Raw genomic sequence first — 14,540 nt, 5'->3', positions numbered from 1 at the left:
GCTCAGGTTCCGCCGTATTTGCTCGGTGCCTTGTCGGCCCCGGCTGCGGCGTGGGCTGCATCAGCGCCTGTGCGACATGGCATGACAGAGCAGATCGGGGCTGCCCAGGTTCACCCGGCAGTGGTGGAGGCTTGCCGGCTGGGAAGCACGGGTCTCCTATTGTCTCTACCGTACCTGGTCGGTCAGTCGGTCGCATTCGCGATGACTGCGCCCAATTGGCCGCCGGGCATCTCGCTCTGGTGGGGCTATGTCGCGCTGGGGGAATTCGTCGTGTTGCTGTCGGTTGCGCTCGGCTGGTTCGTCGGCAAATTGCTGAGCCCGGTGTTCGCGGCACTTGTTGCAGCGCTCGGATGGGTTCTTTTAGTAGTGATCGTCAACTTGGCGCCGGGAAATATCGTCCTACGCGGCCGTCCGGAAATGATGGTCAACACAGTCGGCCTAGGTGTGCGTATTCTGGCTGTCGGCACGTTGTTGGCAGCCCTTGCGTGGCTGCCCCTCAAGCCGCCCTCAAACTGGCGGATAATCCAGGCGTGGCCGTCGGTGGTTGCAGCGCTGGCAGTGGTGTTCGCGCTCTCCGCGGTAGGCACGCTGACGCCGCGGAATCCGGTCCAGAAAGCAGTCGCATGCGCCAGTGAAGGCCCGCGGATCTGCGTCTGGCCCGAACAGAGGAAATATCTGCCTGAGCTACGCGAAGTGAGTGAGCGCGTGCGCGCCCTGCCCGCCGCTTTCCAGTGGCCGGTTGAGTTGAATGCGGTGGGACTCAAGCAACAGCGGCAGCTTGGGAGCAACGGAGAGGTTCGGGTCGTGGACGATCTTGAGGCCCCGACTTTTGAGATTATCCAGGGAAGTATCTGGTCCTACTCCGGGTCGATCGCATCGGCGATTCAGGTCCGAACGTTTCAGTTCGCTGATGCGGACGCTTGCGCTTGGAACCGGCTGACGCCGAGTGACGAGCGGCGCCTACTCGTACTGGATGCCTGGCTCGAGGGATATTTGGCGGGAAGTAGTCGCCCTGACTACCGTACGGATGCGCCGGCTGAGATTCAGCAGGCGTGGGAGGAGGGCTGGTCCATTGCGAGTGAAAAGGGTAAGTCCGATCAGTTTTCTTGGGCTGAGCGAGAGGTAGTTGATCTTCGTGGTCGCTACTGTAAGTGACGAGGATGGGGAGAGGCTGACCAGTGTCCTGCGCCGCGTCGCCGTTCGACGAGGGCAACCGGCGGTTCTGGGAGCAGCGATCGCAGGGTTCCTTGCGGTCTTCTGGGGCGGCACCAACGCATCGGCGCCGGGAGCGGTCACAGACGCTCAAGCCGGGCGGCCCCTGTGGCATCTCCTCGTCCTGGCTGTGGCAGTTATACCTGTGCTCGGACAGCACAGCACCATGGCCAGCCTCGAACACGTCGTCACCGCGAGGTTGCGGCGATTCCAGGACGGCTTTCTCCTGGGCTTGAGTGTCACCTGCCTGGTGGTTTTTCTGGGGCTGGCAGCGGCAGAATTGCCGCTGGTGTCCCTCGCGACTGCTGTCCGGGCATGGCTGGGGTGGTTCGGGCTGGCTTTGTTGTCGGCGCGGATGTTCGGCTGGCGCCTAGCCTGGACCGGCCCAGCGGTCGCGGTGGTAGCGGCCCTTTACTGGGGTTATGCGGGGTCTGGTCGCTATGAGTGGTGGGACTTCAGCGCGCATCGGTTCGATGACCCGTCCAGCCTGGCGTTGTGTCTTGTTCTGCTCGGGGTTGGTTGCACGTCGTATTGGCTCACGCCTTGGCGTCGGTTGAGGTTCCCCCGGTAGCTCGGAGGCTTTCGATCATGCTCTGATGGAGCTGAAGGGAGTCACCGTGGCAGCACGGAAGAAGTACCCCGATGAGCTGCGTGAACGTGCGGTGCGCTTGTATCGGGAGTCGGACCCGAAGCCCGTGACCCGCCAGTTGGCGCGGTAGCTTGGTGTGCATCACGAAGCGTTGCGCAACTGGATCCGCCAAGATGAGGCCGACCGGGGCCAGCGTGACGACCGGCCGACGATCTCCGAGCTGGAGGAGCTGCGCCGGCTGCGGCGGGAGAACACCGCGTTGAAGCGGGCCAACGAGATCCTGAAGGCCGCCTCGGCTTTTTCGCCTCGGAACTCGACCCGACCCGGCGACGGTCGTGACGCTCGTCAACGAGCTACGCGACCGCTTCGGGGTCGAGCCCGTCCTCCGGGTCCTCAACGTCGCCGCCTCCACCTACTACGGCTGGCACGCCCAGGCAGCCAACCCCTCCCTTCGACGGCGCGAGGACGCGGACCTTGCGGTGGAGGTCGCTGAGATCCACGACGTCTCCGGCCGCACCTACGGCAGCCCGCGGGTGCACGCCATGCTGCGCCGCCAAGGCCGCCACGTCGGCCGCAAGCGGTCGAGCGGTTGATGCGCCACGCCGGCCTGCAAGGCGCATTCCTGCGCAAGAAGTGGCCCGGCCCCTGCAGGCGGGCGTGCCGGGTGTGCGGGCCTGCGGGCCGCACCGACGTGCCGGCACGCGGTCGACCGCTGAGTAGATCTGTCGCTGATAACTCATCGTGACGATGAGCGCGAGGGGCCGCAGTTATCACGCACGATAGTCGTATTTGCTTGGCTTCCAAGCGCGAGCGGACTCGTTTTCGGCACTGAGCCTGCTCACCAGCGGTTTCTTCTCGCGAACACCGAGCCGGCCGATCGTCCTCACGCACCCTTTGCTCTGCAGCCGCCGACGCACCAGCTACGGAGGGTGGCTGGTGCGTCGGCGGCTGCAGAGCAAAGGGGCCGAGGCGGGTGCCCGGTGGCGATGGTGTGACACCCCTAGCGATTACCGAAAGTAACGTCGTCGGCTGGTCCGCTAACAGCAGGACATTCAAAGCAGGGCCGCGAACAGCCAGGCAGCCACACCGCCAGGCAGCCAGGCCGCCGAGCCGCTACACCGCTACACCGCTACACCGCTGAACCGCCAGGGCGGCAGGATCCCCTGCGGTTCGACGGCCTCCCGGCCGTGGCCGCCGGGAGGACCGCCGTGGTCAGGTGCGGCGCAGGATGCGGTACGTGGCGATGCCGCCCGTGCCGAGGGCGGCGAGGAAGACCAGCCAGACCACCGTGCTGCTGACCCCGATCGGCGGGCCGGAGTTGGCGGAGGCGGCGGCGAGCAGGCCGTCTTCACCGGGGGCCGGCAGGGCGGCCGGCGGCAGTTCCGGCCAGCGCACCAGTCCGGTGCTCTCCAGCATCTGCATGTGGTGCAGGACGAAGCGGTTGGCGTCGTCGGCGAGCTGGCGGATCACCGGGTCGCGGGTGCTGGCGCGGACCGCTCCGATGACGGGGAAGATCTTGCCGTGGGCGACCCGGAGCCGGGTGACGAAGAGCTGGTCGAAGCGGGCTCCGGAGGCGTTCTGCATCTCCGTCAGCCAGCCCTTCTGCTCGGCGGTCGGGTCGTTCGGGATGCTCGCCCCGAGCTTGTTGGCCGCCTCGACCGTCAGCCGGTCCAGTTCCTCGTGCTCGGTGGCGATGCCGGCGCCGATCTCGCGTACCTTCGGGCTCTGCCCCTTCTCGGCGGCCATCTGCCCGGCCGGCATCTCCCAGAGCCCCGCCAGGCGCACCCCGTTGAGCAGGGCGGCGTCGGCCGCGTTGAGCTGCTGACCGCCCGGCGCGGCGACGGCCACGCCGGGTAGCGGGCCGAGTCCGGCGGCGACGGCGACGAGCAGCACCGCCAGGCGAAGACTCCGAGGTCCGCGCGGGCGACGGGCGGATCTGAGCGGTGCCATGTCCGTGGTGCCTCCTCGTCCGGTCCGAAACGGGTCCGGGCCGGCGCCGCTGCGCCCTCGCCCGTCCGCGCACTGGTACGGACGGGCCGTCCGATCGGTTCACCGGACCGGCCCCGCCGCGCTCCGGGACCGGGGGCGGGACGGTGCCTCAGGGCCGAGGGCGGGACGGCGCTTCCGGGCCGGGGGGCGGGACCGGTCAGCCGGCGTCGAGGGGGTCGGCGAGCAGGCGTTCGAAGGCCAGCTCGGCGGCGCCGATCAGCGCCGCGTCGTCGCCGAGTATCGGGGTACGCAGTCGGACGTGCTCCAGGCAGGCGGGCAGGGCGACCGAGTTGAGCCGGCTGCGCACCTGGGCCGCCGACGCGAGGTAGAGGTCCCGCATGCCGCCGCCGAAGATGACCATCTCCGGGTTGAAGATGTTCACCAGGTTCGCCACCCCGAAGCCGAGCCAGTCGCCGGCCTGGCGTACCGCCGTCTGGGCCCGCAGGTCGCCCCGGTCGGCGGCGTCGAAGACGGCCAGCAGCGCGTCGCGGCCCCGCGCGTCGGAGCGGCCGGCCGCACGCAGCAGCGCGTACTCCCCGATCTCGGTCTCCCAGCAGCCCCGGGAGCCGCACTCGCAGGGTGCGCCGTCCCGGACGACCACCATGTGGCCGACCTCGCCGCCATAGCCGCCGTGCCCGGTCAGCCGGCGCCCGCCGGCGATGATGCCGGCGCCGACGCCCACGTCCCCGTACAGGTAGATGACGTTGTCGCAGCCGGCGGCCGCGCCCCGGGCGTGCTCGGCGAAGGCCGCCACGTCGGCCACGTTGCCCACGGTGACGGGTACGTCGCAGCCCAGCTCGGCGCCGAGCGCCGCGCCGATCGGCTCGTCCACCCACCCGGTGGTCGGGCCCAGCCGGACCAGCCCGTCGTCGCGCCGGACCATGCCGCAGACGGTGACGCCCGCGCCGACGCAGACGGCGTCCGCCGGCGCGCTCTGCTGCATCTCCTTGACCGCCCCGGCCAGCAGCGGGGCGGCCTCCGCGGCGGTCAGACCGCGGGGGCGGTCCAGCTCCCGGCGGTCGAGCACCGCGCCGCCCAGACCGATCCGCGCGGCCCGCAGCCGGTCCACCTCGATGCTGTACGCGTACGCGTGCACCCGGTCCGACTCGGGCCGGACGACCAGCGACGGTCGTCCGGCCCGGCCGGTCTCCTTCGGCGTCCCCTCGCTGACCAGCCCGGCGCCGGCCAGGTCGGCGGTCAGCGCTCCGATGGTGCTGCGGTTGAGCCCGAGCGCGGTGGTGAGCTCGGCGCGGGTGGTGGCCCCGTGCACGTGCACGTAGCGCAGCAACGCGCCCAGGTTCTGCCGACGGATCTCGTCCTGGCTCGGTCCTGCGCGCATCGCCGTCGTCACTTCCGGTGCCGCGCGGTCAACGGTTGCCGGTGGCGGTGGAGCGCCGGCGGGAGAACGCGTCCACGCTCGCGGCGAGCAGCAGCACCACGCCGGTGACCACGTACTTCACCCCCGAGCTGTATCCCATCAGGCCCATCCCGTTGTCGATGACCGCGACGACCGCGCCACCGAGGACGGCGTCGAGCACCCGGCCCTTGCCGCCGAAGAGGCTGGTGCCTCCGATGACCGCCGCGCCGACCGCGTAGAGCAGTACGTTACTGCCACCCGTGTTCGGGTCCACCGAGTTGGCCCGGCTGGCGGCGACGATGCCGCCGACGGCCGCCATCGAGGAGCAGATCACGAAGACCGAGATGCGGATGCGGTCCACGTTGATGCCCGCCCGGCGCGCCGCCTCCTTGTTGCCGCCCACGGCATAGACGTGCCGGCCGTAGCTGGTGCGCTGGAGCACGAAGGTCCAGAAGATCAGCAGCAGGGCGATGATCGGCACCACGATCGGCACGCCCTTGAGGGAGCTGATCACGACGTTGCGGCTGCGCTCCAGGTTGAGGATGAAGACCGCCGCGCCGAGGACGAGCGCCAGCCCGCCGATCCGGGCGAACACCACCGCGATCGGGTCGGTCGTCAGGCCCCGGGCGGCCCGCTTACGGTGCCGGAGCAACTGCACGGCCGCGTAGCCGGCGACCGCCACGGCGGCCAGCAGCCAGCCCAGGACGGGCGGGAGGTTGCGGTTGGCGATGGCCACCAGCACCTCGTCGCGGACCGAGATGTTGGTGCCCTCCTCCATGAGCATCAGCACGATGCCCTGGAAGGCGAGGAACCCGGCGAGGGTCACCACGAAGGACGGGATGCCGATCTTCGCCACCAGGAAGCCGAGGGTGGTGCCGATCGCCACGCCGGTGACGAGGGCGGCGAGCACGGCCACGTACCACGGGTAGCCGAGCACGGTGACGACGTTGGCGAGGATGGCGGCGCAGACCCCGCTGGCGAAGCCGGCGGAGAGGTCGATCTCGCCGAGCAGCAGGACGAAGACCAGCCCCATCGCGATCAGCGTGACAGCGGCGCCCTGGGTGAACAGGTTGGCGAAGTTGCCGGCGGTGAGGAAGGACGGCCGCATGATCGAGAAGACCGTGCAGAGCACGACCAGACCGAGTACGGCGGGCAGCGCACCGATGTCGCCGCCGCGTACCCGGCTGACGTAGTTGCGGACGTGGCTGCCGAGGGTGGGTGGCGGTGTGGCGGCCGCCGGGCCGTCCTTGTGCACGACGGTGGTGGTCATCGGACGCCTCCTGGGTTGCTGTCGGCCGGCTCCGCGCCGTGCCCGTTGCCGCCGTTGGCCGGCTCGGCGGCGAGCCCGTGCCCGCCGGAGCGGCCGGCGGTGATCAGCTCGACCACCTGCGAGTGGGTGATGTCGGTGGTCTTCACCTGGGCGACCATCTGGCCGAGGTAGAGCGCGGCGATCCGGTCGGAGACGGCGAAGACGTCGTTCATGTTGTGCGAGATGAGCACCACGGCCAGGCCGTTGTCGGCGAGCCGGCGGACCAGTTCGAGCACCTGGGCGGTCTGCGCGACGCCGAGCGCGGCGGTCGGCTCGTCGAGGATGACGAGCCTGCTGTTCCAGAGCACGGCCTTGGCGATCGCGACGGTCTGGCGCTGGCCGCCGGAGAGGCTGGAGACGTGCTGCCGCAGCGACTTCACGGTCCGTACGCTCAGCCCGGCGAGGGTGTCGGCGGCCATCTGCTCCATGGTCGGCTCGTCGAGCACGATGCCGCTGCGCTTCTCCCGGCCGAGGAACATGTTCTGCACGATGTCGAGGTTGTCGCAGAGCGCGAGGTCCTGGTAGACGACCTCGATGCCGAGCGCGGCGGCGTCGCGGGGGCTGTGGATGGTCACGGGCCGGCCGTCGAAGTGGAACTCGCCGGCGTCGGTGGGGTAGATGCCGCTGATGCACTTGACGAGGGTCGACTTGCCGGCGCCGTTGTCGCCGACCAACGCGGTGACCTCGCCCGGGTGGGCGGAGAAGGCGACGTCGCGCAGGACCTGGACGGGACCGAAGCTCTTGTCGATCCCGCGTAGTTCCAGCAGGGGGGTTGCGGACACGGGGGCTCCTTCAGGTGGAGGGGAGGTCTCGGATCCCGTCCGGCGCGAACCGCCGCCCGGCACAGGGTCCGTGCCGGGCGGCGTGCGCGTGGAATCGGGTACGGGTCAGCTGATGCCGGCGTCGGCGCAGAGCTTGGCGTACGCCCCGGCGCAGACCTCGTCCTTGGTGACGAAGCCGTCGGCGATGACGTCCTTGACGTTCTCCTTGAAGATCAGCTTCGGGGTCAGCAGGACCGCCGGGACGTCCCGGCCGCCCTCCGGGTCCTTGACCGTCTGGCCGGTCTCCTTCTTCTCACCCTTGGCCACCGCGATGGCCAGGTCCGAGGCGGCCTTCGCCTCCTCCTTGATCGCCTTGTAGACGGTCATGCACTGGTCGCCGGCGAGGATGTTCTGCAGCCCCTGCGGGGTGGCGTCCTGGCCGGTCACCGGGACCTTGCCGTTGAGCTTGTTCTTCTTCAGCACCGAGATGGCCGCGTTGCCGAGGCCGTCGTTGGCGGCGAGCACGCCGTCGATCTTGCCCCGCTGCTGGGTGAGCATCTGCTCGAAGATCGTGGCCGCCTGGGTGTTGTCCCACTCCGGAACGTTCTGGTCCGGGCCCTTGGTGTATTCCTTCGAGTCGAACTTCGGCTTGAGCACCGAGTCGTACCCGTTCTTGAACAGGGTGGCGTTGTTGTCGGTCGGCGAGCCGTTGAGGTATGCCACCACCGGGTTCTTGACGCCCTTGTCGGTGAGGCACTTGCTCAGGCCCTCGCCCTGGAGCTTGCCGACGGCCTCGTTGTCGAAGCTGACGTAGTAGGTGGCCGAGCCGCCCAGCGTGAGCCGGTCGTAGTCGATCGTGGCCACACCCTGGGACTTGGCCTTGTCGAGCACGGCCTTGCCGGTGCCGGAGTCCAGGTTGACGATCATCAGGGCGGTCACGCCGTTGGTGATCATCTGGTCGGCGATGGTCTGGAACGCCGTCTTGTCGCCCTGGGCGTTCTGGATGTCGTAGTCGACGCCGGCGGCCTTGAACGCCTCCTCCAGGAACTTGCGGTCCGCGCCCTCCCAGCGGGCGGAGGACTTGCTGTCCGGCAGGATCACGCCGATCTTCGGCTTCTTCTCGGTGGAGCCGCCGGCCTCGGAACCGGAGTCGTCGCCGCAGGCGGTCAGGCCGCCGGTGGCCAGCAGGCCCACAGCGGCGAAGGTGAGGAAGCCCTTGCGCATCAGCAGGGTCCTTTCGGGGGTGGGGGATGATGTTGTTTTGTTGTGTCCGGCAACGTATTCCGCTTCGCGCCGTGGGCACAAGACCACCGAGGTCGCGAGTTTGTTGTCGGCGGTAACAATTCAGCAACGTCCCTGACACCCGGCCGACGTCCACCGGGGAGCGCTCTCCCGGCGCGCGCCGGAGCGGCGCAGCTCAGTGGGCGGCCAGCGGGGCCGTGACCGCCCCGGTGAGCGCCACCAGATCCTGCGGGGCGAGCTGGAGCTGGAGCCCGCGCCGGCCCGCCGAGACGTAGACGGTGGGATGGTCGAGCGCCGACGAGTCGAGCACGGTCGGCAGCCGCCGCCGCTGCCCGAGTGGGCTGATCCCGCCGCGTACGTAGCCGGTTGCCCGTTCGGCCACCGCCCGGTCGGCCATCGCGGCCCGCTTGCCGCCGACCGCCGCCGCGAGCGCCTTGAGGTCCAGCTCGCCGGTGACCGGCACGACCGCCACCGTCAGCGCGCCGTCGACCTCGGCGACCAGCGACTTGAACACCCGCTCCGGCGGCACCCCCAGCGCCGCCGCGACCAGCGCGCCGTAGTTCGGCGCATCGGGGGAGACGTCGTACGGATGGGTGGTGTGGGCGATCTTCCGCTTCGTCAGCAGCGCGGTCGCCGGAGTGCCCTGTCCCGCCATGACGGTCAAGCTAACCCGACCCCGCGCGACCCGCGAGCCGAAAGCGCCGGGCGGTCGACGACACCGGCACCCACCCTCTCGCGCGCTACCCGACCGGTCGGCAGAGCAGCACCGTCGGCGCCCCGGCGACCCGGGTCAGCACCAGGCTGGCCGGCTCGTCCCCGGCCAGCCGCAGGTCCCGCCGGAGCTTCTCCGGCTCCAGCGCCGACCCGCGCTTGAGGATCTCCACCCGCCCGACCCGACGCTCCCGCAGCAGCGACCGCAGCCGCTTGAGCGAGAACGGCAGCACGTCGGTGACCTCCAGGCAGCGGGCGAACGGCGTCGGCGTCGGGGCGTCCGCGTAGAGGTAGGCGATGCTCGGGTCGGCCAGCGTCGCGCCCAGGACGTCCGCCAGCTCCGCGACCAGATGCGCGCGGACGACCGCCGGGTCCGGGTCGTACAGGAAGCGGCGCGGCGGACCGACGGCGGCCTCGGCGACGCCGGAGCCGGTCAGCTGGTGGCAGCCGCCGGGGCCGGCCGGTCGGGCGGAGGCCTCCGCCGCCGCGCCGGGGGCGTCGGCCGGAAGCCCTGCCCTGCCGCGTAGCACGGTGGCCCGGCGGGGGACCCGCGCCAGCTCGCCGCACCACAGGGCCGCCTCGACCAGGTCGCCGTCGACGCTCACCCACTCGGCCTCCGCGCCCGCCGGGACCAGCGCGTGGTCGATGCCGGGGGCCACCTTCACGACCGTGTGCGGCACCCGCTGGGCCAGCCCGACCACGAAGTCCCAGGGCGGGGAGTAGGCGTTGGGGTCGAAGATCCGTCGCCCGGTGCCCGCCCTGCGCCGCGCCGGGTCGCAGAACACCCCGTCGACCCGGTCCACGTCGAACGCCGTGGCGTCGCCGCACTCCACGGTGAACAGCTCGGCCAGCCCGGCCGCCTCGGCGTTCGCGGCGGCCATCGCGGCGGTCACCGGGTCGGCCTCCACGCCGTACACCCGGATGCCGGCGCGGGCGGCGGCGAGCGCGTCCGCGCCGAGGCCGCAGCCGAGGTCGGCGAGGGTGCGCACCCCGGCGACCCGCAACCGGTCGGCCCGCCGCGCCGCGACGACCCCCCGGGTGGCCTGCTCCAGCCCGGCCCGGGTGAGGAACATGCCCGTAGCGGCCGGCCCGAACTTACCGACCGCCCGGCGCCGCAGCTCGGCCTGGGTGAGCGCGGCCGACGCCAGCCCGGCCGGCAGCCCGGCCGAGCGGAGCGCGGCCGCCGCGGTCAGCGGGTCGCCGCCGGCCACCCGCGCGGCGGCGTCGAGCGCGGCCGACCCCTCGGGCGTACGCAGGGCGGCGAGCTGGTCGAGATCCACCCGGTCATTGTGGTCGTCGGACCCGACGCGCCGGGCGGCGGGTTGGCACTCTCCTTGACGGAGTGCTAGCCGAGGAATAACCTGCGATTAGCACTCTCGCCCTGAGGGTGCCAGCTTCCGGGCCTCGTGGCCCGGACGCTGAACGCCAGGCGGACCGGCACCCGCGACGACGGCCCCGCCCGGTGGCATGTGGCAGATTGACGCCGGTCGGCTCGCCGACCGGTAACGAAACCAGTACCCCAGGAGGGTATGCCCGTGACTACCGCGACCAAGGTTGCGATCAAGCCGCTCGAGGACCGCATCGTGGTCCAGGCGAACGAGGCCGAGACCACCACCGCCTCCGGCATCGTGATCCCCGACACCGCCAAGGAGAAGCCGCAGGAGGGCACCGTCCTCGCTGTCGGCCCGGGCCGGATCGACGACAAGGGCAACCGCGTGCCGGTCGACGTGAAGGTCGGCGACACCGTCCTCTACTCGAAGTACGGCGGCACCGAGGTCAAGTACGCCGGCGAGGAGTACCTGGTGCTCTCCGCCCGCGACGTCCTCGCGGTCATCGAGAAGTAAGCAACCGATCAGTGTCGTCGCCCCGGTCCGGCTCGCCGGGCCGGGGCGACGTCGCTTCGAAGGGACATTCATGGCGAAGATCCTGAGCTTCTCGGACGACGCCCGGCACCTGCTCGAGCACGGTGTCAACGCCCTCGCGGACGCGGTCAAGGTCACCCTCGGCCCGCGCGGGCGCAACGTCGTCCTGGACAAGAAGTTCGGTGTGCCCACGATCACCAACGACGGCGTGACCATCGCCAAGGAGATCGAGCTCACCAACCCCTACGAGAACCTCGGTGCGCAGCTGGTCAAGGAGGTGGCGACCAAGACCAACGACGTCGCCGGCGACGGGACCACCACCGCCACCGTGCTGGCCCAGGCGATGGTCCGCGAGGGCCTGCGCAACGTCACGGCCGGCGCCAACCCGGCCGGCCTCAAGCGGGGCATCGACGCGGCGGCCGCCAAGGTCTCCGAGGCGCTGCTCGGCCGCGCGGTCGACGTCGCCGACAAGAAGTCGATCGCGCACGTCGCGACGATCTCCGCGCAGGACGCCACGATCGGCGAGCTGATCGCCGAGGCGATGGAGAAGGTCGGCCGCGACGGTGTCATCACCGTCGAGGAGGGCTCCGCCCTGCACACAGAGCTGGACGTGACCGAGGGTCTCCAGTTCGACAAGGGCTTCATCTCGCCGAACTTCGTCACCGACATGGAGTCGCAGGAGTCGGTCCTGGAGGACCCGTACATCCTGATCACGACCCAGAAGATCTCGGCGATCGAGGAGCTGCTGCCGCTGCTGGAGAAGGTCCTCCAGAACAGCAAGCCCCTGCTGATCATCGCCGAGGACGTCGACGGCCAGGCGCTGTCGACGCTGGTGGTCAACTCGATCCGCAAGACCCTCAAGGTCTGCGCGGTCAAGGCCCCCGGCTTCGGTGACCGGCGCAAGGCGATGCTCCAGGACATGGCGATCCTCACCGGCGCCGAGCTGGTCGCGCCCGAGCTGGGCTACAAGCTCGACCAGGTGGGCCTGGAGGTGCTCGGCACCGCCCGGCGCGTCGTGGTCGACAAGGAGAACACGACGGTCGTCGACGGTGGCGGCAAGTCCAGCGAGGTCGCCGACCGGGTCGCGCAGATCCGCAAGGAGATCGAGGCCTCGGACTCCGACTGGGACCGCGAGAAGCTCGCCGAGCGGCTGGCCAAGCTCTCCGGCGGCATCGCGGTCATCAAGGTCGGCGCCGCGACCGAGGTCGAGATGAAGGAGCGCAAGCACCGCATCGAGGACGCGATCGCCGCCACCAAGGCCGCGGTCGAGGAGGGCACCGTCCCGGGCGGCGGCGCCGCCCTGGTGCAGATCCTGCCGGCGCTCGACGACGACCTCGGCTTCACCGGTGACGAGAAGGTCGGCGTCTCGATCGTGCGCAAGGCGCTGGTCGAGCCGCTGCGCTGGATCGCCCAGAACGCCGGCCACGACGGCTACGTCGTCGTGAACAAGGTCGCCGGCAAGGAGTGGGGCCACGGCCTCGACGCCGCCACCGGCGAGTACGTCGACCTGGCGAAGGCCGGCATCCTCGACCCGGTGAAGGTGACCCGCAACGCGGTCACCAACGCCGCGTCGATCGCCGGCCTGCTGCTCACCACGGAGAGCCTCGTGGTGGAGAAGCCGGAGAAGGCCGAGCCGGCCGCCGCCGGTGGGCACGGCCACGGCCACGGTCACGGCCACCAGCACGGCCCGGGCTTCTGACCCTCGCCGTACGCCTCGTCGGGGCGCACCGTCCGCGTGACGGTGCGCCCCGACGCCCTTGTGGGCACCGACGCGACTACCGGCCGTCCGGTGCATCGGAAACACTGGCCCGATGAGCAGTACGACACGCGGCTACGCCGCCCTGGCCGGGGTCACCGCCGCCGCGGTGGCGATCGGCTCCGCCGAACTGGTGGCGGTGCTGACCGGCCCCCGTTCGGCGCCGCTGGTCGCCGTCGGCGGGCTCGTGGTCGACACGGTGCCCGAGCCGCTCAAACAGCTCGGCATCGCCCTCTTCGGCACGTACGACAAGATCGCCCTGCTGGTCGGGACGGGCCTGCTGCTCGCCGCCTTCGCCGCGCTGCTCGGCATGCTGTCCCGGCGCCGGCTGGCGATCGGCCTCGCCGGCATCGCCGCCTTCGCCGCCCTCGGCGTGGCCGCCGCCGTGACCCGGGCCGGCGCCGGCCCCGCCGACGCGCTGCCCTCGCTGCTCGGCGCGGTGCTCGGCGCGGCGGTGCTCTGGGCCTTCGTCGCCGGCCCGCTCGAACTCGACCCCTGGCCCTGGTCCCCGCCCGCGCCGCCGCCCGCCGAGAGGGCCACGCCGCTGCCCGCCGACGGGCCCGTGCCGCCGGCTGCCACAGCGCCTCCGCAGCCGTTGGAGCCCAGCGACCCGGCGTCGCGGCGGCGGTTCCTGACCGGGGCCGGGGTGCTGGTCGGCGCTGCCGGGGTGGCCGGGCTGGGCGGTCGCTGGCTCGCCGGCCGGCGGGGCGTGTCGGCGGCCCGCGAGGCCGTCGTGCTACCCGCCCCGGTGGCGCCCGCCCCGACGGTGCCGGCGGGGGCGGACCTGTCGCTGACCCAGCTCGCGCCCTACGTCACGCCGAACCTCGGCTTCTACCGGATCGACACCGCCCTGGTAGTGCCGCAGGTGGACCCGGAGAGCTGGCGGCTGCGCATCCACGGCCGGGTACGCAACGAGATCGAGCTGAGCTTCGCCGACCTGCTCGCCCGCCCGATGGTCGAGCGGTACGTCACCCTCGCCTGCGTCTCCAACGAGGTGGGTGGGGACCTCGTGGGCAACGCGCGCTGGCTGGGCGTGCCGATCCGGGAACTGCTCGACGAGGCGGAGCCGCAGGAGGGCGCCGACCAGGTCGTCGGCCGCTCGGTGGACGGCTGGACCTGTGGCACGCCGACCGCCGTGCTCCGGGACGGGCGCGACGCGCTGCTGGCGGTGGGGATGAACGGCGAGCCGCTGCCGGTGGAGCACGGCTTCCCGGCGCGGATGGTGGTGCCCGGCCTGTACGGGTACGTGTCGGCCTGCAAGTGGATCACCGAGCTGGAGCTGACCAGCTTCGCGGACTTCGACGCGTACTGGGTGCCGCGCGGCTGGTCGGCGCAGGGGCCCGTGAAGACCCAGTCGCGCATCGACACCCCCCGCCCGCGCAACCGGCTCACCGCCGGTGCCGTCACCGTGGCCGGGGTGGCCTGGGCGCAGCACCGTGGCATCAGCCGCGTCGAGGTACGCGTCGACGACGGGCCGTGGCGCGAGGCGGAGCTGGCGCCCGTGGTCTCGGTGGACACCTGGGTCCAGTGGTCGTGGCGGTGGGACGCCACCCCGGGGGAGCACACCCTCGCCGTCCGGGCGACCGACGTCACCGGCGAGACGCAGACCGGGCGGCGCCAGGCGGTCGCCCCGGACGGCGCCACCGGCTGGCACACCGTCACCGTCACGGTGCGTTGAGCAAGACCGTGGCGCCGTCCGGGGATGGTGCCCGCGCGCGGCCGGGAACGCCGCGACGCCGCGCCCCCGGGCGG

12 protein-coding genes and 3 pseudogenes are annotated in these 14,540 nt (G+C 71.4%); 7 read left to right on the top strand and 8 right to left on the bottom strand.

Features of this window, described 5'->3' with window-relative positions; all coding sequences use genetic code 11:
• Positions 1–81: 81 nt before the first annotated feature.
• The 4 genes and pseudogenes from AC5L34_RS01625 to AC5L34_RS01610 form a co-directional block, all read left to right on the top strand.
• On the top strand, positions 82–1,155 hold the full coding sequence (locus AC5L34_RS01625; RefSeq protein WP_494823669.1) for a hypothetical protein: 1,074 nt from the start codon (positions 82–84) through the stop codon (positions 1,153–1,155).
• A gap of 223 nt (positions 1,156–1,378) precedes the next feature.
• Positions 1,379–1,783, top strand: coding sequence for a hypothetical protein (locus tag AC5L34_RS01620; RefSeq protein WP_441175548.1), 405 nt, complete (start codon positions 1,379–1,381; stop codon positions 1,781–1,783).
• A gap of 154 nt (positions 1,784–1,937) precedes the next feature.
• The gene (locus tag AC5L34_RS01615; RefSeq protein WP_441175549.1) at positions 1,938–2,294 is read left to right on the top strand and encodes a transposase; all 357 of its coding nucleotides are present in this window, start codon (positions 1,938–1,940) and stop codon (positions 2,292–2,294) included.
• 1 nt (position 2,295) lies between these two features.
• Positions 2,296–2,417 (top strand): annotated as a pseudogene (locus AC5L34_RS01610) (IS3 family transposase); the annotation flags it as partial.
• A 596-nt stretch (positions 2,418–3,013) separates the two neighbouring features.
• Here AC5L34_RS01610 and AC5L34_RS01605 read toward each other — a convergent pair.
• The 8 genes and pseudogenes from AC5L34_RS01605 to AC5L34_RS01570 all read right to left on the bottom strand — a co-directional run.
• The gene (locus AC5L34_RS01605; RefSeq protein WP_441175550.1) at positions 3,014–3,751 is read right to left on the bottom strand and encodes a DUF4142 domain-containing protein; all 738 of its coding nucleotides are present in this window, start codon (positions 3,749–3,751) and stop codon (positions 3,014–3,016) included.
• A 196-nt stretch (positions 3,752–3,947) separates the two neighbouring features.
• Positions 3,948–5,129 (bottom strand): ROK family protein, encoded by a 1,182-nt coding sequence (locus AC5L34_RS01600; RefSeq protein ID WP_441175551.1) that lies wholly within the window; start codon positions 5,127–5,129, stop codon positions 3,948–3,950.
• Positions 5,130–5,157: 28 nt separating this feature from the next.
• Positions 5,158–6,417: a sugar ABC transporter permease gene (locus tag AC5L34_RS01595; protein WP_441175552.1), complete on the bottom strand. Its 1,260-nt coding sequence runs from the start codon at positions 6,415–6,417 to the stop codon at positions 5,158–5,160.
• On the bottom strand, positions 6,414–7,238 hold the full coding sequence (locus tag AC5L34_RS01590; RefSeq protein ID WP_441175553.1) for an ATP-binding cassette domain-containing protein: 825 nt from the start codon (positions 7,236–7,238) through the stop codon (positions 6,414–6,416). The genes AC5L34_RS01595 and AC5L34_RS01590 overlap by 4 nt, the downstream gene beginning before the upstream one ends.
• A gap of 105 nt (positions 7,239–7,343) precedes the next feature.
• Positions 7,344–8,441 carry a sugar ABC transporter substrate-binding protein gene (locus AC5L34_RS01585; RefSeq protein ID WP_441175554.1) on the bottom strand — a complete coding sequence of 366 codons (1,098 nt, stop codon included), beginning with the start codon at positions 8,439–8,441 and terminating at the stop codon, positions 7,344–7,346.
• Positions 8,442–8,634: 193 nt separating this feature from the next.
• Complete coding sequence (gene ybaK, locus AC5L34_RS01580) at positions 8,635–9,114, bottom strand: Cys-tRNA(Pro) deacylase (protein WP_441175555.1); 480 nt, start codon at positions 9,112–9,114, stop codon at positions 8,635–8,637.
• 85 nt (positions 9,115–9,199) lie between these two features.
• Positions 9,200–9,613, bottom strand: a pseudogene (locus tag AC5L34_RS01575) (THUMP-like domain-containing protein); the annotation flags it as partial.
• A gap of 393 nt (positions 9,614–10,006) precedes the next feature.
• Positions 10,007–10,450: pseudogene (locus AC5L34_RS01570) on the bottom strand (DUF8688 domain-containing protein); the annotation flags it as partial.
• Positions 10,451–10,699: 249 nt separating this feature from the next.
• Between AC5L34_RS01570 and groES the strand changes: the two are divergent.
• The 3 genes from groES to AC5L34_RS01555 all read left to right on the top strand — a co-directional run bounded on the left by groES (position 10,700) and on the right by AC5L34_RS01555 (position 14,466).
• Complete coding sequence (groES, locus tag AC5L34_RS01565) at positions 10,700–11,014, top strand: co-chaperone GroES (protein ID WP_088998427.1); 315 nt, start codon at positions 10,700–10,702, stop codon at positions 11,012–11,014.
• A 70-nt stretch (positions 11,015–11,084) separates the two neighbouring features.
• Entirely contained in the window at positions 11,085–12,731 is a 1,647-nt protein-coding gene (groL, locus tag AC5L34_RS01560) for a chaperonin GroEL (RefSeq protein ID WP_441175556.1), read from the top strand.
• A gap of 112 nt (positions 12,732–12,843) precedes the next feature.
• Positions 12,844–14,466: a molybdopterin-dependent oxidoreductase gene (locus AC5L34_RS01555; protein WP_494823668.1), complete on the top strand. Its 1,623-nt coding sequence runs from the start codon at positions 12,844–12,846 to the stop codon at positions 14,464–14,466.
• Positions 14,467–14,540 lie beyond the last annotated feature (74 nt).

Source organism: Micromonospora sp. ZG13 (assembly GCF_059359355.1).
Note: the sequence above shows the minus strand (reverse complement) of the source record. Positions and strands in the feature narration are given on the sequence as shown.